Origin of the sequence: Duganella aceris (genome assembly GCF_011090165.1) — a bacterium.
In the GTDB taxonomy this organism is placed as follows: domain Bacteria; phylum Pseudomonadota; class Gammaproteobacteria; order Burkholderiales; family Burkholderiaceae_D; genus Rugamonas; species Rugamonas aceris.
Map to the genome: position 1 here is coordinate 498114 of NZ_JAADJT010000002.1, position 22353 is coordinate 520466.

Below are 22353 nucleotides of genomic sequence, written 5' to 3' on the forward strand. Positions count from 1 at the left end.
ATTTACAAGGCGCGCCTATGACAGCTGTCCTCTCCCCTTCCCGGCGCCTGGCGCTGGCCTGCCTGCCGGCGCTGCTGTGCGCGCTGGCCGCGCCGGCGGCGCTGGCCCAGTCGCCGGCCGGCGACCTGCTGGCCAAGGCCCGCGCCGCCGGCGTGATCCGCATCGCCAACACGCAAAGCAGCGCGCCGTGGAGCATGCTCGACGATAAAAACCAGCCGGCCGGTTACGACGTCGAGGTGGCGCTGGAACTGGCCAAGCGCATCGGCGTGGCGAAGGTGGTGTTCGTGGCCGACTCGTACAAGAACTTCATCGAGGGCCTGCGGGTGGGCAAATACGAGATCGTCATGAACGATCTGACGCCGACCCGCGAACGCGGCAAGCAGGTCGATTTCAGCGCGCCCTACGGCGTCGAGGATTTCCGCATCTTCGTGCGCTCGGAGAACACCACCATCCGCGGCCGGCCCGACCTGGCCGGCAAGCGGGTCGGCGCCACCAGCGGCACCACCAATGAGTCGTGGGCGCGCGCCAACCTGCTGCAGTCCGACGTGCGCGGCTACGACAACGGCGGCTTCGTCTACAACGACCTGGCCAACCGCCGCATCGACGCCGTCATCAGCTCGCACTTCGCCGGCATGAAGTTCGCCAAGGTGCACAAGCTGCCGGTCAAGGAAGTGGGCGAGCCGCTGATCTATCAACTGTCGGCGGCGGCCATCGCCAAGGGACAGCCGGCGTTGCAGGCGGCGCTCAACCAGGGCGTGGCCGCGATGCTGGCCGACGGCACCATCGACCGCATCGCCAAGAAGTGGATCGGTCCCGAGTACGAGATGCGCGCCACCATCCTCAAAGCGCAGCAGCAGCCCGAATAACTCAGGCCGCGCGCTGCCCCGCCAGCACTTGCTGCAGCTGGCGGATCTCCGCATCCATCTGGATGCGCATAATCTTCAACAATTCCTTCGCGTTCTCCGACAGCGGGATCCCCGGCCGGAACACCAGCAGCCCGGTGAAGCGCACGTCGATCGACATCGGCTTGAGCACCAGCCCGCGCGCGATGAAGTCCAGCGCCACGATCGGATGCGCCATCCCTATCCCCACGCCATGCAGCGCCAGCTCGCACACCGAGCTGGAATTGGGCGTCTCGATGATCGGCCGCAGCACCTGCTGGTGCTGCTCCAGCGCCAGCGCCAGACGGCGCCGGCTGGCGTCCTCCGGATTGAGCGCGATGAAGGGATAGCTGCCCAGGTCCTCCGGCTCCATCACCGTCTTGCGCGCCAACGGATGGCGCGCGTTCATCACGATCACCCCCGGCACGCTCATGAATGGCGAATGCTCCAGCCCGGTCACCGACAGCTCGTCGGCCATCAGGCCGAAATCCAGCTGGCCGCTGGAAACGTTCTGGTGCACCTCGCGCGAACTCAGGATCTGGAACGACATCGCGATGCGGCGTTCATCGAGGCCGAATTCGGCGATCGCGCGCGGCATGAAGCCGCCGCCCAGCGCCGGATACGAGGCGATCGCCAGCCGTCCCAGCCCGAACGACTTCAGGCTGCGGATGCGGTGCTTGATGCTCTCGAAGCCGGCGAAGCAGCGGTCCACCTCCACCATCAGCGACAGCGCTTCCTGGGTCGGCACCAGCCGGCCGCGCACCCGTTCGAACAGACGCAGCTCGGACACGGTTTCCAATTTACGGATCGACTGGCTCACCGCCGGCTGTGACACATTCAGCAGCGCCGCCGCCTTGCTGGTGCTGCCGGCCTGCATCACCGCCCGGAACACCTCGATTTCCCGCATTTCCATATATAAGTCCTGCTTATAGAGTTAGTCCAATGTCGTGTTGAATCAATACGCGCCTTGGATGATACTACTCATGAAGACGGGCAACTCATCAACTTTTCAAATAATTTCATGGACTCCACTCAGACCTCCCACCAAGCTTTCGCCAGCCTGTCGCCGGCGGTACAACGCGCCTCGACCGTGGTGTTCGACACGCTCGACGACTTCGTCCAGCGCAAGCACCGCCAGCCGGACGGCTACAGCTACGGCATCACCGGCACCCCGACCGCGCGCGGGCTGGAACACCAGATCGCCGCGCTGGAAAACGGCAAGCACTGCGTCATCACGCCGTCCGGCCAGTCGGCGCTGATGACCACCGTGATGGGCTTCGTGCGCGGCGGCGACCACCTGCTGATTTCCGCCGCCTGCTACGGCGCGCTGAAGACCTTCGGCGAAAAGTGGCTGGCCAGGATGGGCGTCGAGGTCGAGTTCTACGCGCCCGGCATCGGCGCCGGCATCGAGGCGCTGATCAAATCCAACACCCGCATGATCTGCCTCGAATCGCCGGGCACGGTGACGATGGAGATGCCGGACGTGCCGGCCATCGCGGCGGCGGCGCGGCGCCGTGGCGTGCTGACCATGATGGACAACACCTGGGCCAGCCCGCTGGGTTTCCGCCCGCTCGACCACGGCATCGACTTCAGCGTCGAGGCCGCCACCAAGCTGTTCGGCGGCCATTCGGACCTGTTGATGGGTTCGATCAGCATGAACGACCACGACCAGTACGCGGTGCTGCGCGAGACCCAGAGCATCCTCGGCCAGCAGGTCAGCCCGGACGATTGCTTCCTGGTGCTGCGCGGCCTGGAAACGCTGCAAGTGCGCCTCAGCGCGCAAAGCGCCACCACGCTGCTGATCGCGCGCTGGCTGGAGCAGCAGCCTCTAGTGGACCGTGTGCTGTTCCCGGCGCTGGAATCGGATCCCGGCCACGCCTTGTGGAAGCGCGACTTCCACGGCAGCGGCTGCCTGTTCTCGCTGATCCTCAAACCGGCGCCGGAGCAAGCCTTCCATGGCTTCTTCGACGCGCTCAAGCGCTTCGTCATCGGCGCCAGCTGGGGCGGCGTGCACAGCCTGGCCGCCTACTACCCGGCGCCGTTGCAGGCGCAGCGCCAGTTCCCGTTGACCGACCAGCCGGTGATCCGCCTGTCGATCGGCCTGGAGGAGCCGGCGGCGCTGATCGCCGACCTGCAAGCGGGCCTGGACGCCTATGCCGAGGTGCTGTACGCCACCTCGCGCAAACCGGGTTAAGGCGCGGCCATGCTCGACCTGTTTATACGCGCCCTGCCCTTGCTGGAAAAAGCCATCCTGATCACGCTCGGCCTGGGCTTCGGCGCCTTCATCCTGGGCGGCATGCTCGGCATGCTGATCGCGCTGTCCCGTCTGTCGCGCTGGCGCGCGCTGCGCTGGCTGGCGTTCGCCTACGTGTCGGTGTTTCGCGGCACGCCGCTGCTGATCCAGATCCTGCTGATCTACTTCGGCCTGCCGACCTGGGACATCGTCATCGAACCGATCCCCGCAGCGCTGCTGGCGTTGTCGCTGTTCGCGGCCGCCTACCTGAGCGAGAATTTCCGCTCCGGCATCATGGCGGTCGACCGCGGCCAGTGGGAGGCGGCCCAGGCCATGGGCATGTCCTATCCGGTGACGCTGTGGCGCGTGGTGCTGCCGCAGGCGCTGCGCATCGCCATCCCCGACCTGGGCAGCCGCCTGATCGGCCTGATGAAGGACACCTCGCTGGCCTCCACCGTCACCGTGGTCGAACTGACCCGCGTGGCGGACCAGCTCGGCGCCACCACCTTCCGCTACATGGACATGTTCCTGATCGTCGGCGCGCTGTACTGGCTGATCAACCAGATCCTGACGATCCTGCAAAGCATGCTTGAAACCCGACTCGCGAAACGCTACCAATGACGACTATGGAAACCAGCCCAACGCCCGCCAACTGCACCGTGCGCGTGCGCGGCCTGACCAAGGCCTTCGGAACCAACCAGGTGCTGCGCGGCGTCGACCTGACCGTCGCCAAGGGCGAGGTGGTGGTCATCATGGGGCCGTCCGGCTCCGGCAAGACCACCTTCATCCGCAGCCTGAACTTCCTTGAAACGCCGGACGCCGGCAGCGTCGAAGTATGCGGCGTCGAGGTCGACGGCGCGCAGGCGGCCAGCTCGCGCCACGAGAGGCGCAAGGTGCAGCAGATCCGCCTGAAGACGGCGATGGTGTTCCAGTCCTTCAACCTGTTCCCGCACATGACCGTGCTCGACAACGTGATCGAAGGCCTGGTCACGGTGCGGCGCGCGGCGCGAGAGCCGGCGCGCCAGCGCGGACTGGCCTTGCTCGACCGGGTCGGCATGCTGGCCAAGGCCGACGCCTATCCGGGCCGGCTGTCCGGCGGGCAGAAGCAGCGGGTCGCGATCGCCCGCGCGCTGGCCATGGATCCGGAAGTGATCTTCTTCGACGAACCGACCTCCGCGCTGGATCCGGAGCTGCGCGATGAAGTGTTGAAGATCATGCGCGAACTGGCCAACGAAGGCATGACCATGCTGGTGGTCACGCACGAGACGCGCTTCGCGCGCGACGTGGCCGACCGCATCATCTTCATGGAAGGCGGCTACGTGGTCGAGGACGCCGCGCCGGAAGCCTTCTTCGGCCCGGGCGCGAGCGAACGCAGCCGCCAGTTCCTGGGCCAGTTGCACGATTAATTACCGATGAATTCACTGAGGGAGTATGTATGCGTCGTAGATCTTTTATGGGCGGCCTGCTGGGCGCCGGTGCAGTGACCGTACCCGGCCTGGCCGCAGCGGCCAGCGCGAAAAAACGGCCTAGGGTCGGCGTCGTCGGCGGCGGCATTCTCGGCGCCTCGATCGCGGTGCACCTGATCGATGCGGGCGCCGACGTGGTCGTGTTCGAGAAGAACACTCCGGCCAGCGGCGCCACCCAGGCCTCGCTGGCGTGGATCAACGCCAGCACCGTCAACACCCATTATCGCGACCTGCGCCTGAGCAGCATGGCGGCCTGGCGCGAGCTCGACAAGCGGCTGCGGCTGGGCGTGATCTGGGGCGGTTCGATCAGCTGGTCGAACATTCCGGCCAAGGTGGACAACCTGAAGAAGCGTGAAGTCGCGCTGCGCAACACCGCCGCCGATCCGCTGGTGGTGGACGCCAGGAAGATCACCGAGCTGTCGCCGTGCATCGCCCCGGGCGACACCGGCATGGGATTCTTCCTGCCGCACGATGGGCATATCGACCCGGTCGACGTCACGCTGCGCATGCTGAGCTACGCCAAGACCAAGGGCGCGCAGGTGATCTATCCCTGCGCCATCACCGGCATCGACATGGTGGACGGTGCGGTCAAGGTGGTCAAGACCAGCCAGGGCGAGTTCCCGGTCGACCAGCTGGTGGTGGCCGCCGGCGCCGATACGCCGGGCTTGATGGACATGCTCGGCTTCAAGCTGACGATCAACACCGTGCCGGGCCTGAACGTGCACACCAAGGTGCTGCCGCATCAGACCGACATGGTCTACGACGTGTCCAGCGCGCTCGAATTCAAGCAGATGCCGAATGGCGAAGCGGTGGTGATTTATGTCGGCGGGCCGCCCAAGCAGTTGCCGGTGCACGATCCTGTGTATGGCCGCGCCATCACCGCCTATCCGAGCCCGGAGCTGGCGGCCATGCATGCCAAGAGCTTGCTCGGCAAGGCGGCGGTGTACTGGCCGGCGCTCGCCAACGCCGAGCCGGACAAAATCCGCGTCGGCTTCCGCCCGGTGCCGGCCGACGGCCTGCCGGTGATCGGCCCGGTGCCGGGCGCCAAAAATGCCTACGTGGTCGCCACCCATAGCGGCGTGACGCTGGCGCCGATCCTGGGCCAACACGCCGCCGCCGAAGTCCTGGGCGGCGCCCCGGCCGCGATCCTGGCGCCGTATCGGCCGGATCGCTTCACTGGTGAAGTGAAAGCGGGATCGGAAGGTTGATCGCGCCCCGGCCGGCACAACGCACCGCACGCTTGCAGCTCACGACGATAAGCGCGCGGGCAATCCTCGCCGCCGGCGGCGCGGTCGCGGCGATGAGCAAGCGCGCGTTGCTCACGGCGACCGGCGCACGGATGCTGCTCGTCGTCGGTGGCGCGGTCGCGGCGATCAGCACGCGGGCGCTGCTTGCAGCCTGCGGCGCGGTCGCGGCGACGGGCGCCTTGGCGGCCGAGGCGCCGGTGATCGAAATGAGCATCGCGGACATCCGCACCGCGTTGCTTGAAGACGGGGTCTCATGCGCTGCCATCATCCAAAGCCATCTGGACCGCATCGGCAAATACGACCGGCAGTTGAACAGCGTGATCGCGGTGAATCCGGACGCGCTGGCCGCCGCCAGGGCGCTGGACGCGCTGCCGCGCGGCGCCCAACGCAAGCTCGATTTGCTGTGCACGCCGCTGCTGGTCAAGGACAACATCGACGTCGCCGGCATGCCCACCACCGCCGGCTCGCGCCTGCTGGCGGACAACGTCGCGCCGGCGGACGCGCCGACCGTTGCCGCGCTGCGGCGCGCCGGCGCCATCCCGATCGCGAAGACGAATATGTCGGAGTTCGCCTTCAACTACAAAGGCGCGTCGGCGGTCGGCGGCCGCACCCGCAATCCCTACAATATTCTGAACAGCGCTGGCGGCTCCTCGTCCGGCAACGCGGCGGCGCTGGCCGCCAGCTTCGGCGTGATCGCGCTGGGCACCGACACCAGCGGCTCGCTGCGCGTGCCCGCCGCCGTGACCGGGCTGGTGGGCCTGCGGCCGACGCACGGCACGGTCGATGGGCGCGGCGTGGTGCCCTTGTCGCCATCGCAGGACGTGGTCGGCCCGATGTGCCGCAGTGCCGACGACTGCCTCCAAGTGATGCGCCTGATCGCCACGCCGGACGCAGGTGCGGCCGACGAAGCCCGCAGCACGCCATCGCTGGCCGAAACCCGCATCGGCGTCGTGCGCGCGCTGTTCCCCGAGGCGCCAGTTTACATGCGGGAAGTCGACGCCTTCATCGAACGACTGCGCCGCGCCGGCATCACCGTGCAGGATGTGGAAATCGACGACGTACAAGTCTTGACGGGAAATATCGCGCCGCCCGGCGAACAATCCAAATTCGCCAGCCGCTCGGTATTCGACTTCCCGCCTGAATTTGCCGCCTACCTCAGCGGCCGCCGGCTGGCGTTCAACACCTACGCCGAATTCGAGCTTCGCCTGCGCGCGCTGAACGCGCAAGGTCTCGAAGGCGATCGGGTACTGGCGGATGTCGCCAGCTTCGGACGCAACCACGAACATCGGCGCGACGACGACCGCTACCGCATCAACGGCGCCTATCGGGATGTTTATGTGAAGGCCCGGCTGGATCGGGCCTTGGCGTCGTTCGACTTCCTGATGTATCCATCGGTGCAAGGCTTCAACGGCACCGCCGCCAACGGCCCCGAAACCGGCGGCACCCACAGGCTGAGCGCGTATTCCGGCTATCCCGCGCTCGCATTCCCGGTCGGCTGGGCAGCCCCCGCCGCATGGGCGCCGCTGGAGCCGGTGGGCATCGAACTGCTCGGCCGCCGCAACGACGACCTGAGGCTGCTCAAGCTGCTGCGGCAACTGGAAAAACAGCAAGCGCCGAGATACACTCCACCGGTGATGAGATGAAAACCTTAGGTTCCCGATGGACGTTAGAAGCGGGTAGCGGAATTTAGTACTCGAATCGCGACGACTACGATGAAATATCGACAGCTATCGCGAAGCAGCATGAAATCGTGGGTTTTAGTAAAACCCCAAAAAAAAGAGACCCCGACCAGAGCTCTTCATCAAGGTAGTCCGCGACGAACCCAGCCAGCGCCGTCCACAAATAAAAAAGCTCCCTTGCGGGAGCTTCTTCATTGCATATTGGCGGAGAGGGTGGGATTCGAACCCACGGTAGGGTCGCCCCTACGCTTGATTTCGAGTCAAGTACATTCGACCACTCTGCCACCTCTCCTTTTCTCACGTCATTGCTGCGAGAAGGCAAGATTATATATCAGACCTCAACCAAAACGGAACCCCCCGCAGCACATTTCATCGCGCAAGGCGCAAATAAAAAAGCTCCCTTGCGGGAGCTTTTTCATCACTGCTATTCATGGCGGAGAGGGTGGGATTCGAACCCACGGTAGGGTCGCCCCTACGCTTGATTTCGAGTCAAGTACATTCGACCACTCTGCCACCTCTCCTTTTCTCACGTCACTGCTGCGAGAAGGCAAGATTATAGCAGCCCGCCGCAAAAAGGGAAGGACTATTTTCAAGCTTTCAGATGCGTCAGCCCGCCCATGTACGGACGCAGCGCTTCGGGGATCTCCACCGAGCCGTCGGCCTGCTGGTAATTCTCCAGCACCGCGACCAAGGTGCGCCCCACCGCCAGACCCGAACCATTGAGCGTGTGCAGCAGCTCCGGCTTGCCCTGCGCGTTGCGGAAGCGCGCCTGCATGCGGCGCGCCTGGAACGCTTCGCAGTTCGACAGCGACGAAATCTCGCGATAGGTGTTCTGCGCCGGCAGCCACACTTCCAGATCGAAAGTCTTGGTGGCGCCGAAGCCCATGTCGCCGGTGCACAGCGCCATCACGCGGTACGGCAGGCCCAGGCGCTGCAGGATGGTTTCCGCATGGCCGACCATCTCGTCCAGCACCGCGTACGAGGTATCCGGATGCACCACCTGCACCATCTCGACCTTGTCGAACTGGTGCTGGCGGATCATGCCGCGCGTGTCGCGGCCGTAGCTGCCCGCTTCCGAGCGGAAGCACGGCGTGTGCGCGGTCATCTTCAGCGGCAGCGTGTCGGCCGCGACGATCTCGTCGCGCACCAGGTTGGTCAGCGTGACTTCCGAGGTCGGGATCAGGTAGAAGTTCTCGCCCTCGCCCTCGGCGCCGCCCTTCTTCACCGAGAACAGGTCGGCTTCGAATTTCGGCAGCTGGCCGGTGCCGCGCAGCGAATCGGCGTTGACCATGTACGGCGTGTAGCACTCGGTGTAGCCGTGCTCGTCGGTGTGGGTGTTCAGCATGAACTGCGCCAGCGCGCGGTGCAGGCGGGCGATGCCGCCCTTCATGACCGAGAAGCGCGAGCCGGTCAGCTTGGTCGCGACGTCGAAGTCCAGGCCCAGCGGGGCGCCGACGTCGACGTGGTCTTTCACTTCGAATGCGAAGGTGCGCGGCGTGCCGACTTTGCGCACTTCGACGTTGCCGGCCTCGTCGGCACCGACCGGCACCGATTCGTGCGGCAGGTTCGGGATCGTCTGTACGAAATCGGCCAGCTTGGCCTGCACGGCGCTCAGCGCGGTTTCGTTGGCCTTGAGCTCGTCGCCCAGACCGGCCACTTCCGCCATCAGGGCGGTGGTGTCTTCGCCCTTGCCCTTCATCATGCCGATCAGCTTGGACTGCGAGTTGCGCTTGCCCTGCAGCTCTTCGGTGCGCGTCTGGATCGCTTTGCGTTCCGCTTCGAGGGCGTTGAACGCCTCCACGTCGAGCTGGAACTTGCGGGTCGCCAGTCGCGCCGCGACGTTGGCAATATCTTTACGGAGAAGTTGGATATCAATCATGGGGAACAAGTGCCGTTGTATCGAAAACGTCAATTGTACCAAGAGGATGCCACTTCCTTGCGAGTTTTGCTCGGCCCGCCGGCCGGCGCGATTACAGCGCGGCTTTTTCGGCGGCGGTCAGGCGCTTGGCGGTCACGGTGACCACTGGCATCTGGATGTCGGCCTGGGCCACCACGGCGACCTTGGCGTCGGCCGGGACTTGAATGGCGCGCGCTGGAGCGGCGGTGGCGAAGCTGGTCGCGGTGGCGATGACGGCGGCGGCGACGAAGATGATTTCCATGTTTTTAGCGATGTTCATGATAGTTCCTTCAGGTGGTTGGTTACGATGACTGCTTGGTATGGTCGTACTGTACCTAAAGGGCGTATCGGTCGCCATGGGGATGCGACGAAGCGCCGGAAACGGCGCCTGAACTGCAAAATCGGGGATCAGGCGGCGCGTCGCGGCGCGCCGAGCTGGTCGGCCTGGCGGTGCACCAGCTCGCCGAGCCGGGCCACCGCCGCCTCGACCCGCGGGCTCCAGGCGTTACCGCAATTGATGCGCAGGTAATTGCTGTATTTGCCCGAGGCGGAGAACAGCTGGCCCGGCATGAAGGCGATGCCCTCGGCGATGGCGGCCTGGTGCAGCGCCAGCGCGTCGACCTGCTCCGGCATGCCGACCCACAGCACGAAGCCGCCCTGCGGCGCCGACACCGTGCACTGCGGCGGAAACGCGGCGCAGATCGCGTCCGACATGCGGGCGATGCGCTGCACCAGCGCGCGCCGCATCTTGCGCAGCTGGTTCTCATAGGCGCTGCCGGTCAGGAAGTCGGCCAGCACCGCCTGGAAGAAGTGGCTGGTGGCGCCGCTGGACACCATCTTCAGCAGCGCGACGTCCTGCGCATAGCGCCCGGCCAGCACGTAGCCGACCCGCGCGCCGGGGCTGACCGCCTTGGAGAAGGACGAGCACAGCATCACATTGCCGCTGGTGTCGTAGGCCTTCACCGGCCACGGCCGCTCCGGCGTGAAGCACAGGTCGCCGTAGACGTCGTCCTCGATCAGCGGGACGTCGTGCCGCGACAGCAAGGCCGCCAGCCGCCGCTTGTTCGCGTCCGGCATGATGCAGCCCAGCGGGTTGTTGGCGTTCGGGATCAGCAGCACCGCCTGCACCAGACCGGCGCCGAGCGCCAGCTCCAGCGCGTCGATCGACGGTCCGGTCTCCGGATGGGTGGGAATCTCCAGCGCCTTCATGCCCAGCGATTCGATCAGCTGCAACAGCACGAAGTACGTGGCCGATTCGATGGCGATGGTGTCGCCGGCCTTGGCCACGGCGCGCAGGCACAGGCTGATCGCCTCGGTGCAGGAGCCGGTGACGACGATCTCGGCCGGGTCGAGGTGGCCCCAGTCCAGCGCGCGGCGCGTGATCTGGCGGGTGAACTCGGGGTAGTTGGTCTCGTAGCAGCTGACCGCGCTCAGCAAGGTGGCGTCGCGCCTGGCGACGGCGGCCACGGTCTTCTGCATGCGCTTCATCGGCAGCAGCTCGCCCAGCGGCCAGGACGAGCCGAGCTGCACGATGCTGGTGTCCTCGTTGGCCTTCAGCACCCGCATCAGCAGGTTGTTGATGCCGACGAAGGCCGGCTCCTTCAGGTGCTCGGCGTCGGTCATCACCGCCGCCATGCGGGCGCGGTGGCGCACGTAGTAGCCGGCCTGCGGCCGCGCCTCGATCAGGCCGCGATCCTCCAGCAGGCGCAGCGCCTGCATCACGGTGCTGACCGACAGCCGCTTCTGCTGCGCCAGGTGGCGGATCGACGGCAGACGGTCGCCCGGCGCGAACACGCGGCTGGCGATCAGCCCGCCGAGCTCGTCGGCCAACTGCTCGTATAGATTGATGTGGATGCTCATCTTGATATTGTGGCGCCGGCCCGCCCCGCCGCGACAGGTACAGCGCGCGTAAATTTCGACCATAACAGTTTAGTCAAAACAGCTCTGTGACGGTAACAATATCGTTTTGCTGCATCTGTTATGGTTGGCCGCCGCTGCGTATTCTGGCTGTATCGCAACGCAGGAGGCCAACATGAAACCCGAACTGATCGCCGTGCAACAAGGACAAGCCGAGTACCGCCTGACGGAAAACCATCCGCTGCGCATCGCCCACGCGGCCGGCCGCCGCATCGACTGCCTGGAGGGGACGGCCTGGATCACGGCCTATGGCGAGCACGTCGATTTCATGCTGCGCCGGGGCGAGTCGTTCACCATCCCGAACGATGGCCTGATGCTGATCGACGCGGCCGGCGGCGGCGTGGTGCGGGTGCGCATGCCGGACGGCGGCGCCGGCCAGGCGGCGACGCCGGGTCTGATGGCGCGGCTGATGTCGGCCGCGGCCAGCCGTCTGCTGCCAACTGTAGGATTTCACCTACGCAACTAATCGTGCGCCATATTCTTCTTGAAATGTGTACGATGCGTCAACAGTACAGCCCTTCAAGGAGAAAAACTATGAAAACTCAATACCTGAAAATCGCCGCCATCAGCGGCGTGATGTTTGTTGCGGCCGGCTGCTCGACGATGGGGGGATCTTCGTCCAACGAACCGCCACCGGCGGTCAACCCGAACTTCGCCAGCGAGATGAACAAGTTCAACGCCCAGTTCCCGAACGACAAGGCGACCAAGTACGAGGAAATCTCGCTGAACTATAACAACGCGCAAAAGCTGGACGAGCGCGGCAACTGCCACGACATGTCCAAGTATCCGGTGGTGATCGTGTTGACCTTGGACGCGGCGGGTAACGTCACCCGCAGCACCACCGATGTCGAAGGCAAGAAAGCCGAATGCTTCCGCCAGGCCTACGCCTCGGCCAAGCTGCCGGCGCCGCCGTTCGCACCGTACCTGAAGCCGATCCGCCTGCGTTAAAAGATTAGGCCGCAGCGTTTTCCTCGGCGGCCTCGTCGTTGTCAGCCGGCTTTTCCAGCCAGCCCAGGATGATTTGATTGAATCGTTCCGGCTGGCGCAGCATCGGCCAGTGGTCGGTCTCCATCGCCACCACCTTGCAACCCTCTTTGCCGGCCAGGTTCTCCGTCCACTGCGGCGAATGGAACATGAACGGCTTGCGAATGCCGTAGATGTACAGCATCGGCACCTTAGGCACGAACGGCACCAGCGAACTGTAGGAACCGGCCGCGCCCGCCCCGAGGATGTAATACGGGAAGTTCATTGCCGAGCTGATGAATTGCTGCGGCGACGGCGCGCCCAGCACCTTGGCCATGGTCCGGGTCATGACATTGCCGACCGGGCCGCCGATGGCCCACGCCAGCGCCAGCGTGCCCTGATAGCCGCTGACCATCAGCTTCTGACCGATCGAGCGCGAACGCACCGTCGCCTTCGACTGCGCGTCGCCGATATCGACGCCGACGATGCACGACACCAGCCCCTTGTTGCGCATGTAAAACTCATAGCCGAACACGCAGCCCCAGTCGTGCAGCATCAGGATGACCTTCTGCTTCTGGCTGACGCTGTTGACGATGTGCAGCAGCACGCGCAGCATGGCGTCCAGCGAATACGAGCGGCGCTGCTTGGCGATATCGAAGCCCGGCAGGGTAAAGCGCACGCAGCGGTAGCGTTGCTTCAACTCGGCGACCTGCGCGTCCCAGACGCGGTAGGTATCCGGCCAGCCATGGATCATGACGATGGTCTCGGCCCCCTCGCCCTCGATATAAACGTCGACGCCGTCGACCACCAATGCCTTCTGCATGCCGCTCCCTTACGCTGCTGACTGTTCAGCGCGTCATCTTACTACAGCCCCGCGTAGACCATCCGGGTAAACTGATCGCCATTGAAGACGAAATTACCCCATTTGGCGTCGAAGGCGGCCGTCGGTTTGGCGGCGAGAATTTCCTCGATCGACTTGCCCTGCTGCTTCAACGCGGCCACGTTATTTCGCACGGTGACCAGCATGTCACGGAATTCGATCAGTTGCGCGCGGGTGCCGACCGCGCCATGGCCGGGAACGACAATGGTGTGGTCGGTGGTGCGTTCGACGGCCTTGCCGGCCCACTTGATAGCGCCATCGATGCTGCCGCCGTCTTCATTATCGATGTACGGGTAGATGCCGTTCCAGAAGGTGTCTCCCAGCGCCAGGATATCCGCCTCCTTGAAATAAACCCACAGGTCGCCGTCGGTATGGCCTTCGCCGAAATTTTCCACATCGATCCGGGTGCCCGCGAACGAGAATGTTTTCCCCTGGTCGATCAACAGTGTCGGGCGAGCGTCCGCCGGCACCGGATCGAAGGTCCAGTTCCAGGCGTTCACGTGGGTAATTTCAGTCAGATGCTTGAAGGTATTCTTGTGCGCGACGACGGTGGCGCCGGCGGCGTGCATCCCCGCGTTGCCGTCGGTGTGGTCCCAGTGCCAATGCGTGTTGACCACGTATTTCACCGGCGCGGCGCCGATCTTGTGCAGTGCCGCTTGCAGCTTGTCCTGCGATTTGCCGATGCCGGCATCGACCTGGAATTTTCCTTCCTCGCCCGACAGCACGGTGATGTTGCCGCCGCTGCCCATCAGCACGGTGATATTCCCGCGCAGGGTTTGCACCACCAGATCCGAATCGGCGCGCCGCAGGTAGCGGGCGCCCGCGCCGGTGTGGAAATAGTCGTCCTGGCTGGCGGACTGCGCAAAGGCCGCCGCGGACGCAACCAGGCAGGAAGCCAAGGCCAATGTTTTCAGTGTGAAGTGTGTGTTCATTGCTGCCCCTCTCGTTCAGGCGGACCACAGTGTCCGCGTAAAAAGAGAATTATGGGGAGTGCAAATCAATCCCGATAGCAGCCTGTGGCAACGACTTCCGCCAAAATGGGCTCATTTACCGCCATGGCTATTGTTTGCCGGCGTCCTCGTCAAGCTTGCGCAGGAAGGCCAGTTTGTCGGCGATCTTGGATTCCAGGCCGCGCGGGGTATGGCCTTCGCCGAAATTTTCCACATCGATCCGGCTGCCCGCGAACGAGAATGTTTTCCCCTGGTCGATCAACAGCGTCGGGCGGGCGTCCGCCGGCACCGGATCGAAGGTCCAGTTCCAGGCGTTCACGTGGGTGATTTCAGTCAGATGCTTGAAGGTGTTCTTGTGCGCGACGACGGTGGCGCCGGCGGCGTGCAGCCCCGCGTTGCCGTCGGTGTGGTCCCAGTGCCAATGCGTGTTGACCACGTATTTCACCGGCGCGGCGCCGATCTTGTGCAGTGCCGCTTGCAGCTTGTCCTGCGATTTGGCGATGCCGGCATCGACCTGGAATTTTCCTTCCTCGCCCGACAGCACGGTGATGTTGCCGCCGCTGCCCATCAGCACGGTGATATTCCCGCGCAGGGCTTGCACCACCAGATCCGAATCGGCGCGCCGCAGGTAGCGGGCGCCCGCGCCGGTGTGGAAATAGTCGTCCTGGCTGGCGGACTGCGCAAAGGCCGCTGCGGACGGCTATTGTTTGCCGGCGTCCTCGTCCAGCTTGCGCAGGAAGGCCAGTTTGTCGGCGATCTTGGATTCCAGGCCGCGCGGGACCGGTTGGTACCAGCCGGGCTCGCGCATGTCGTCGGGGAAGTAGGTTTCGCCGGCGGCGTAGGCGTGCGGTTCGTCGTGGGCGTAGCGGTATTCGTGGCCGTAGCCCAGTTCCTTCATCAGCTTGGTCGGCGCGTTGCGCAGGTGGACCGGCACTTCGCGCGACTTGTCCTTCTTGACGAAGGCCATCGCCTGGTTGAAGGCGTTGTAGCCGGCGTTGCTCTTGGCGGCGATTGCCAGATAGACCACCGCCTGCCCCAAGGCCAGCTCGCCCTCGGGCGACCCGAGCCGTTCGAAGGTGGTGGCGGCGTCGTTGGCGATCTGCATCGCGCGCGGATCGGCCAGGCCGATGTCTTCCCACGCCATCCGCACGATGCGGCGCGACAGGTATTTGGCGTCGGCGCCGCCGTCCAGCATGCGGCAGAACCAGTACAGCGCGGCGTCCGGATTCGAGCCGCGCACCGATTTGTGCAGCGCCGAGATCTGGTCGTAGAAATTGTCGCCGCCCTTGTCGAAGCGGCGCGCGTTCAAGGTCAGCGCGTTCTGGATGAACTCGGCGGTGATCTTGTTGGTCTTGGCGGCGTTGGCGGCCATGCTGGTCTGCTCCAGCAAATTCAGCAGGCGGCGGCCGTCGCCGTCGGCGTAACCGATCAGCGTGTCGATGGCGGCGTCGTCGAATTCCAGATGCGTCAACACCTTGGCGCGCGCCTTGTCGACCAGCTGCTTCAGCTCGGCCTCATCGAACGACTTCAGCACATACACCTGCGAGCGCGACAGCAGCGCCGAGTTGACCTCGAACGAGGGATTCTCGGTGGTGGCGCCGATCAGCGTCACCAGCCCCGATTCCGCATACGGCAGCAAGGCGTCCTGCTGCGACTTGTTGAAGCGGTGGATCTCGTCGACGAACAGAATGGTGTGCTTGCCCATGTCGAGGTTGTGCTGCGCCTGCTCCATCGCGGCGCGGATATCCTTGACGCCCGAGAACACCGCCGACAGCGCGATGAACTCGCACTCGTAGGCGTTGGCGGTCAGCCGCGCCAGCGTGGTCTTGCCGACGCCGGGCGGGCCCCACAAAATCATCGAATGCGGCTGGCCCGACTCGAACGCCAGGCGCAACGGCTTGCCCGGCCCCAGCAGGTGATGCTGGCCGACGACGTCGTCGAGCGTCTTGGGACGCAGGGCTTCGGCCAGCGGCTGGCGCGGTTCGGTGGTGAATAAATCTGCCATGATCTTAAATAGAAAAACGCCGCAGCGTCGCAGCTGCGGCGTCGAAACCCGAAACTACCGGATTAATTATTGAATACGTCCGCGCCCTTCGGCATGACAAATTTAAAACTTGTCGCAGTCAGCGCCGGATTTTTCTCGATACCCTTGAACGACAGCACCGAGGTCTGGCCGAACGAATCCTTCAACTCCATCGCTTCCGGCAAACCGTTGCGCAGGCCGATGGTGATTTGCTCGAAGGCGGTGTCCTTGGCTTTTGGCACAGCTTTCAGCCATTCCAGGCCATCCTTCGCACCACCCTCTGACAACGTAAAGTTCTTTTCCAGGTCATTGCTGCCGAACAGGATCGCCGCCGGCGACGAGCCCAGCGCATCGCCCAGCTTCTTCACGGTGACCTGGTTCAAGTCCTTGTCGAAGATGTACAGCTTGTCGCCGTCCGCCTGCAGCACCTGCTCGTAGGGCTTCACATAGGTCCAGATGAACTTGCCTGGACGGGCGAACATGAAGGTGCCCGAGGCCGGCGTCGACACTTTCGGCGCCTCGCCGTTGGTGTTCTTGACCTGGCGCTGGACGAACTCGCCCTTGGCCGCCTTGGTCGACGCCACGAAGGACTTGAACTGCTCCAGCGCGCTGGCCTGGGCGAAGCCGGCGATCAGCAGGCCGGCGCTCAGCGCCACGATACTTTTGAAACGAGTCATACTGTTTATCCTTTTATTATTCCGCACTGGCGGCCGGCACCAGAATCTCGCGGTTGCCGTTCGATTGCATGCTCGACACCACGCCGCTATTTTCCATTTGTTCCAGCAAACGCGCCGCGCGGTTGTAGCCGATGCGCAGATGACGCTGCACCAGCGAGATCGAGGCGCGGCGATTCTTCAACACCACCTGCACCGCCTGGTCGTACATCGGATCGGCCTCGCCGCCCGCTTCGCCGGCCTCGCCGCCGGCCGCGCCGCCCTCGCCTTCCAGCGTGCCGCCTTCGAGGATGCCATCGATGTAGTCCGGCTCGCCGGTGGTCTTCAAATGCTTGACCACGCGGTGCACCTCGTCATCGGAAACGAAGGCGCCGTGCACCCGCACCGGCAGGCCGGTCCCAGGCGGCATGTACAGCATGTCGCCCATGCCGAGCAGCGCCTCCGCGCCCATCTGGTCCAGAATGGTCCGCGAGTCGATCTTGGACGATACCTGGAATGCGATCCGGGTCGGGATGTTCGCCTTGATCAGGCCGGTGATCACATCCACAGATGGACGCTGCGTCGCCAGAATCAAGTGCAGGCCGGCGGCGCGCGCCTTTTGCGCGATCCGCGCGATCAGCTCCTCGACCTTTTTGCCGACCACCATCATCAGGTCGGCCAGCTCGTCGATGATGATGACGATGGTCGGCAGTTTTTCCAGCGGCTCCGGCGAATCCGGCGTCAGGCTGAACGGATTCGGGATGTGTTCCTCGCGCTTCTTGGCTTCGGCGATCTTGGCGTTGTAGCCGGCCAGGTTACGCACGCCCAGCTTGGACATCAGCTTGTAGCGCCGCTCCATCTCGTTGACCGCCCAGTTCAGCGCGTGGCCGGCCTGGCGCATGTCGGTCACCACCGGCGCCAGCAGGTGCGGGATGCCTTCGTAGACCGACATCTCCAGCATCTTCGGATCGATCAGGATCATGCGCACGTCGGCTGGATCGGACTTGTACAGCAGCGACAGGATGGTGGCGTTGATACCCACCGATTTACCCGAGCCGGTGGTACCCGCCACCAGCAAGTGCGGCATCTTGGCCAGGTCGGCCACCACGGCCTTGCCGGCGATGTCCTTGCCCAGCGCGACCGTTAACGGCGACGGATTGTCGTTGTAGACCTTGGAGCCGACGATCTCGCTCAGGCGCACGATCTGGCGCTTCGGATTCGGCAGCTCCAGCGCCATGTAGTTCTTGCCGGGGATGGTCTCGACCACGCGGATCGAGGTCAGCGACAGCGAACGCGCCAGGTCGCGCGCCAGGCCGACAATCTGGCTGCCCTTGACGCCGGTGGCCGGCTCGATCTCGTAGCGAGTAACGACCGGGCCCGGATACGCCGCCACCACCTTGGCTTCGACGCCGAAATCCGACAGCTTCTTCTCGATCAGGCGGCTGGTGAATTCCAGCGTCTCGATCGACACGGTTTCCTGCACCTCGGCCGCCTCGTCCAGCAGCGACAAGGCCGGCAGCCGGCTGTCGCCGCTCAGATCCTGGAACAGATTGGCCTGGCGCTCCTTCTCGACCCGCTCCGACTTGACCACGGTGACCACCTGCGGCTCGATCTTGACCGGCGGCGCCGCCACCGGATGCTTCTCGACGTGCTTGGCGCGCTCGATGACCACCACCTCCTCGCGCTTGACCGCCGCGACCTCGCCCTGGCGGCGATCCTCGCGATACTGGTAGCGCTGCACGAACCAGTCGATGGCGAGCTCGATGCCGCCGCCGATGCGTTCGGCCAGCGCCAGCCACGAGACATGGAAGAACAGGCTGAAACCCAGGCCGAACAGCAGCAACAGCAGCAGCGTCGCGCCGGTGAAGCCGAAGGCGACATGCGCCGAATGGCCGATCATCTCGCCCAGCACGCCGCCCGAGGTGCGCGGCAGTTGCGCGTGGCTGGTCAGCGTGCGCAGGCGCAGGAACTCCAGCCCGACGCTGCCGATGAACAGCAGCACGAAGCCGATCGCGCGGATCAGCGGTTCCTGCGCATGTTCCGGATCCGGCTCCTTCGACATGACGAATTTCTGCGTCAGCCGGCGATAGCCCTGCCACACCAGCCGCAGCAGGCAAAACGCCCACCACCAGGCCGAGATGCCGAAAATGTACAACAACAGGTCCGACAACCAGGCGCCGGCGCGGCCGCCCATATTGGCGACCTTGGGCACCAGCGTCTCATGCGACCAGCCGGGATCGGTCTTGGTGTAGCTGGCGAGGATCAGCACGAAATACACGCCCAGCACGGCCAGCGCCAGCCAGCGCGCTTCCGACAACAGGCGCACCACCCGGTTGGGCAGCGGCTGGCGCTCGGTCGGGGTGCGGGTATAGGCGGACGAAGACGCCGCGGCGGAGGCGGCGGAACTCGCTCTTGGGACGCGTTCCTGAACTTTTTTACTACTCATAGGAATTAAGGTGTTGCAATGTTATCGGTCAGGAAATATTCAGATACGGCTATTCTAAGCCATATGGCCTCCAACAGGCCCGACGATTCATCCTGATGCGCTGCTTGCACTATAATCTTGTATTGCCTGCGTGAATGCAATAGTTGCATCCTAATTGTGACCCTTGCCGACCACGCAAACGCCCCCAAATTCGGATTAATCCAACACTCACAGAAGCCTGCCATGACCACTCCCAAACACGCTCGCGTACTCATTCTCGGCTCCGGCCCCGCCGGCTACAGCGCCGCCGTCTACGCCGCCCGCGCCAACCTGAAGCCGATGCTGGTGACCGGCGTCGAGCAAGGCGGTCAGCTGATGACCACCACCGACGTGGAAAACTGGCCCGGCGACCCGCTGGGCGTGCAAGGCCCGGACCTGATGCAGCGTCTGTTGCAACACGCGGAACGTTTCAACACCGACATCGTCTTCGACCACATCCACACCGTGCACCTGGCCGAGCGACCGATGCGCCTGGTCGGCGACAGCCACGAATACACCTGCGACTCGCTGATCATCGCCACCGGCGCCTCGGCGCAGTACCTGGGCCTGCCGTCGGAGCAAGCGTTCATGGGCAAAGGCGTGTCGGCCTGCGCCACCTGCGATGGCTTCTTCTATCGCGGCCAGGAAGTGGCCGTCATCGGCGGCGGCAACACCGCCGTCGAGGAAGCGCTGTACCTGTCGAACATCGCCACCAAGGTCACGCTGATCCACCGCCGCGACAAGTTCCGCGCCGAAGCCATCCTGATCGACCGCCTGAACGCCAAGGTCGCCGAAGGCAAGGTCGAGATCAAGTACAACCACACCTTGCAGGAAGTGGTGGGCGACGACGGCGGCGTCACCGGCGTCAAGATCCAGTCGACCGAGACCGGCGCGGTCACCGACGTGACCGTGCACGGCCTGTTCGTCGCCATCGGCCACAAGCCGAACACCGGCATCTTCGAAGGCCAGCTGGACATGCACAACGGTTACATCAAGACCAAGACCGGCACCGAAGGCATGGCCACCGCGACCAGCGCGCCGGGCGTGTTCGCCGCCGGCGACGTGCAGGACCATATCTACCGCCAGGCCATCACCAGCGCCGGCACCGGCTGCATGGCCGCGCTGGACGCCCAGCGCTACCTCGAAGGCCAGGAGTAAGCACGTGGGACTGAAAGACTTCGCCGACCTGAAATCGCTGGCCAGGCAGCTCAAGGAGCAGGCCGACACGCGCGCCGCCGAAGAGGCGGAGCGCGTCAAGCGCGAGAAGGTGCAGGCGGTTGAGGCGAACATCTTCCAGTCCAGCCTGGGCGGCGTGAAGCGCATGCCGGTCTCCGACCGCTATGTGCCGCAGCTGCCGAAGACGGCGGCCCCGGCCGCCGCGCCGGCGCGCAAGCTGTCGCAGGCCGAGGACGACGCGCTGGTGTTGCGCGAGTCGCTGTCGGACCTGTTCGAAGTCGATCACTACCTGGAGGAAGATCCGGCGCTGAACTACACCGCCCCCGGTGTCGGCCAGGACGTGATGAAGCGGCTGCGCAAGGGCCACTGGCCGGTGCAGGACGAGCTCGACCTGCACGGCCTGCGGCGCGACGCCGCGCGCGACGCCATCGGCGACTTCCTGCGCAAGTCGGCGATGCGCAACCACCGCTGCGTGTGCGTGATCCACGGCCGCGGCTTCGGCTCCAAGAGCCAGGAGCCGGTACTGAAGTCGATGGTGCACAGCTGGCTGGTGCAGAAGGAGGAAGTGGTCGCCTTCTGCCAGGCCCGCGCCTCGGAAGGCGGCGAAGGCGCGCTGATCGTACTGCTGCGCGCCGCCTTGCGTCCCACGCGCTAAACCCGCACGGCGCGGACCACCGGGGTCAGACCCCGCAGGGGTCTGACCCCTCTGACGGTGGAGGGGTACAAGCGCGCAACAAAGTTACACTTCACGTATCCCCCATGTTAACCTACGGACATTGCAACTTTGTCCTTATGCCTACATGAAGCACGTCCCGGTCCACGTCTCCCTCATCACCATTATTGAAATCGTGGCGATTTTGGTGGGCGCGTTTTCCGGATTCGTGGAAGCACGCCGCAAACGGATGGACATCGTCGGCGTGTTCACGGTCGCCTTCATCACCGCGTTCGGCGGCGGCACGCTGCGCGACATCCTGCTCGACCGGCGCCCGCTGTTCTGGGTCATGCACCAGGAATACGCGATCCTGATCTTCGTGCTGGCGCTGATCGCCGTACCGCTGATGCGCACGCTGCGCCAGATCCTGTCGGAACGCCTGATCGTCATCGCCGACGCCATCGGCCTCGGGCTGTTCGCGGTGGCCGGCGTATCGCAGGCGCAGGCGGCGCATATGCCGTTGTTCATCGCCTCGATGATGGGCGTCATCACCGGCATCTTCGGCGGGGTGCTGCGCGATATCGTCTGCAACGAGGTGCCGATGGTGTTCCGCGACGGCAAACCCTACGCCATCTGCGCCTTCTTCGGCTGCTGGATGTACATCGGCCTGCAATACACCGACGTCTCCGACGACTTCGCGCTGTGGGCCAGCGCCGCCTTCATCACCGTGGTGCGGCTGGTGACCTGGAAATTCGACCTGCGCATCGGCAACCACCGCTAAAAAAAATGCCGGCTAGGCCGGCATTCAATAGACAGCGATACGGGCTTACACCGCGTCCGGCCCGGTCTCGCCGGTGCGGATGCGGATCACCTGCTCCACGTTCTGCACGAAGATCTTGCCGTCGCCGATCTTGCCGGTGCGGGCGGCCTTGATGATGGCGTCCACCACCGTTTCAGCGACGCCGTCGTCGACGACCACTTCGACTTTCACCTTCGGCAGGAAGTCGACCACGTACTCGGCGCCACGATACAGCTCGGTATGACCCTTCTGGCGGCCGAAGCCTTTGACTTCAGTAACGGTCAGGCCGGTAACGTTGACCTCAGCCAGTGCTTCACGCACCTCGTCCAGTTTGAACGGCTTGATCACAGCGGTAATCTGTTTCATGACTTCTCCTTATATATAAATCGAAAATCTGTAGCCGGGCGAACCGCTAGCCATCCATCGTATTGTAATCGACGCGCGCGCGCTGTCCATGTACGTCTGCGTGTCGA

At 64.5% G+C, this 22353-nt stretch carries 21 protein-coding genes, 2 tRNA genes and 1 pseudogene; 11 read left to right on the forward strand and 13 right to left on the reverse strand.

The window, feature by feature from the left end; genetic code table 11:
- The first annotated feature begins 17 nt into the window (after nt 1-17).
- On the forward strand, nt 18-866 hold the full coding sequence (locus tag GW587_RS06765) for a transporter substrate-binding domain-containing protein (RefSeq protein ID WP_166100211.1): 849 nt from the start codon (nt 18-20) through the stop codon (nt 864-866).
- A gap of 1 nt (nt 867) precedes the next feature.
- On the opposite strand, the gene GW587_RS06770 is transcribed toward GW587_RS06765, so the two are convergent.
- Nucleotides 868-1794 (reverse strand): LysR substrate-binding domain-containing protein, encoded by a 927-nt coding sequence (locus GW587_RS06770; protein ID WP_166100214.1) that lies wholly within the window; start codon nt 1792-1794, stop codon nt 868-870.
- Between the two features lie 108 nt (nt 1795-1902).
- Between GW587_RS06770 and metC the strand changes: the two genes are divergently transcribed.
- From metC to GW587_RS06795, 5 genes are all read left to right on the forward strand, one after another.
- Nucleotides 1903-3075 carry a cystathionine beta-lyase gene (gene metC / locus GW587_RS06775; protein ID WP_166100216.1) on the forward strand — a complete coding sequence of 391 codons (1173 nt, stop codon included), beginning with the start codon at nt 1903-1905 and terminating at the stop codon, nt 3073-3075.
- A gap of 9 nt (nt 3076-3084) precedes the next feature.
- A complete protein-coding gene (locus GW587_RS06780) occupies nt 3085-3735 on the forward strand; it encodes an amino acid ABC transporter permease (protein ID WP_166100218.1) in 651 nt (216 codons plus the stop codon).
- A 5-nt stretch (nt 3736-3740) separates the two neighbouring features.
- The gene (locus GW587_RS06785) at nt 3741-4520 is read left to right on the forward strand and encodes an amino acid ABC transporter ATP-binding protein (RefSeq protein ID WP_166100502.1); all 780 of its coding nucleotides are present in this window, start codon (nt 3741-3743) and stop codon (nt 4518-4520) included.
- Between the two features lie 29 nt (nt 4521-4549).
- On the forward strand, nt 4550-5788 hold the full coding sequence (locus GW587_RS06790; RefSeq protein ID WP_166100220.1) for an NAD(P)/FAD-dependent oxidoreductase: 1239 nt from the start codon (nt 4550-4552) through the stop codon (nt 5786-5788).
- 131 nt (nt 5789-5919) lie between these two features.
- The gene (locus GW587_RS06795) at nt 5920-7470 is read left to right on the forward strand and encodes an amidase (RefSeq protein ID WP_166100223.1); all 1551 of its coding nucleotides are present in this window, start codon (nt 5920-5922) and stop codon (nt 7468-7470) included.
- Nucleotides 7471-7708: 238 nt separating this feature from the next.
- Here the strand turns inward: GW587_RS06795 and GW587_RS06800 are convergent.
- The 5 genes from GW587_RS06800 to GW587_RS06820 all read right to left on the reverse strand — a co-directional run bounded on the left by GW587_RS06800 (nt 7709) and on the right by GW587_RS06820 (nt 11263).
- A tRNA-Ser gene (locus GW587_RS06800) sits at nt 7709-7798 on the reverse strand.
- A 139-nt stretch (nt 7799-7937) separates the two neighbouring features.
- Nucleotides 7938-8027, reverse strand: a tRNA-Ser gene (locus tag GW587_RS06805).
- A gap of 68 nt (nt 8028-8095) precedes the next feature.
- Nucleotides 8096-9385, reverse strand: coding sequence for a serine--tRNA ligase (gene serS / locus GW587_RS06810; protein ID WP_166100225.1), 1290 nt, complete (start codon nt 9383-9385; stop codon nt 8096-8098).
- A gap of 91 nt (nt 9386-9476) precedes the next feature.
- Nucleotides 9477-9683 carry a hypothetical protein gene (locus tag GW587_RS06815; protein ID WP_166100228.1) on the reverse strand — a complete coding sequence of 69 codons (207 nt, stop codon included), beginning with the start codon at nt 9681-9683 and terminating at the stop codon, nt 9477-9479.
- A gap of 128 nt (nt 9684-9811) precedes the next feature.
- On the reverse strand, nt 9812-11263 hold the full coding sequence (locus GW587_RS06820) for an aminotransferase-like domain-containing protein (protein ID WP_166100231.1): 1452 nt from the start codon (nt 11261-11263) through the stop codon (nt 9812-9814).
- A gap of 172 nt (nt 11264-11435) precedes the next feature.
- Here GW587_RS06820 and GW587_RS06825 point away from each other — a divergent pair, with 172 nt between their 5' ends.
- On the forward strand, nt 11436-11786 hold the full coding sequence (locus GW587_RS06825) for a DUF2917 domain-containing protein (RefSeq protein WP_166100234.1): 351 nt from the start codon (nt 11436-11438) through the stop codon (nt 11784-11786).
- 68 nt (nt 11787-11854) lie between these two features.
- On the forward strand, nt 11855-12268 hold the full coding sequence (locus GW587_RS06830; RefSeq protein WP_166100236.1) for a hypothetical protein: 414 nt from the start codon (nt 11855-11857) through the stop codon (nt 12266-12268).
- A gap of 4 nt (nt 12269-12272) precedes the next feature.
- On the opposite strand, the gene GW587_RS06835 is transcribed toward GW587_RS06830, so the two are convergent.
- The 6 genes and pseudogenes from GW587_RS06835 to GW587_RS06860 all read right to left on the reverse strand — a co-directional run bounded on the left by GW587_RS06835 (nt 12273) and on the right by GW587_RS06860 (nt 19235).
- Entirely contained in the window at nt 12273-13106 is an 834-nt protein-coding gene (locus tag GW587_RS06835) for an alpha/beta fold hydrolase (RefSeq protein WP_166100238.1), read from the reverse strand.
- A 41-nt stretch (nt 13107-13147) separates the two neighbouring features.
- Nucleotides 13148-14095, reverse strand: a complete 948-nt coding sequence (locus GW587_RS06840) for an MBL fold metallo-hydrolase (protein ID WP_166100241.1) — start codon at nt 14093-14095, stop codon at nt 13148-13150.
- 358 nt (nt 14096-14453) lie between these two features.
- Nucleotides 14454-14681: pseudogene (locus GW587_RS31805) on the reverse strand (MBL fold metallo-hydrolase); the annotation flags it as partial.
- A gap of 132 nt (nt 14682-14813) precedes the next feature.
- A complete protein-coding gene (locus GW587_RS06850; protein WP_166100244.1) occupies nt 14814-16118 on the reverse strand; it encodes a replication-associated recombination protein A in 1305 nt (434 codons plus the stop codon).
- Nucleotides 16119-16180: 62 nt separating this feature from the next.
- Nucleotides 16181-16813 (reverse strand): outer membrane lipoprotein chaperone LolA, encoded by a 633-nt coding sequence (gene lolA / locus GW587_RS06855; protein ID WP_166100247.1) that lies wholly within the window; start codon nt 16811-16813, stop codon nt 16181-16183.
- A gap of 16 nt (nt 16814-16829) precedes the next feature.
- Nucleotides 16830-19235 (reverse strand): DNA translocase FtsK, encoded by a 2406-nt coding sequence (locus GW587_RS06860; RefSeq protein ID WP_166100250.1) that lies wholly within the window; start codon nt 19233-19235, stop codon nt 16830-16832.
- Between the two features lie 222 nt (nt 19236-19457).
- On the opposite strand from GW587_RS06860, the gene trxB reads away from it, so the two are divergent.
- The 3 genes from trxB (at nt 19458) to GW587_RS06875 (ending at nt 21862) form a co-directional block, all read left to right on the forward strand.
- A complete protein-coding gene (trxB, locus tag GW587_RS06865) occupies nt 19458-20411 on the forward strand; it encodes a thioredoxin-disulfide reductase (protein WP_166100252.1) in 954 nt (317 codons plus the stop codon).
- A 4-nt stretch (nt 20412-20415) separates the two neighbouring features.
- The gene (locus GW587_RS06870; protein ID WP_166100254.1) at nt 20416-21084 is read left to right on the forward strand and encodes a Smr/MutS family protein; all 669 of its coding nucleotides are present in this window, start codon (nt 20416-20418) and stop codon (nt 21082-21084) included.
- Nucleotides 21085-21229: 145 nt separating this feature from the next.
- Nucleotides 21230-21862 (forward strand): trimeric intracellular cation channel family protein, encoded by a 633-nt coding sequence (locus tag GW587_RS06875; RefSeq protein WP_166100257.1) that lies wholly within the window; start codon nt 21230-21232, stop codon nt 21860-21862.
- Between the two features lie 45 nt (nt 21863-21907).
- On the opposite strand, the gene GW587_RS06880 is transcribed toward GW587_RS06875, so the two are convergent.
- Nucleotides 21908-22246 carry a P-II family nitrogen regulator gene (locus tag GW587_RS06880; RefSeq protein WP_166100259.1) on the reverse strand — a complete coding sequence of 113 codons (339 nt, stop codon included), beginning with the start codon at nt 22244-22246 and terminating at the stop codon, nt 21908-21910.
- Between the last annotated feature and the right edge of the window lie 107 nt (nt 22247-22353).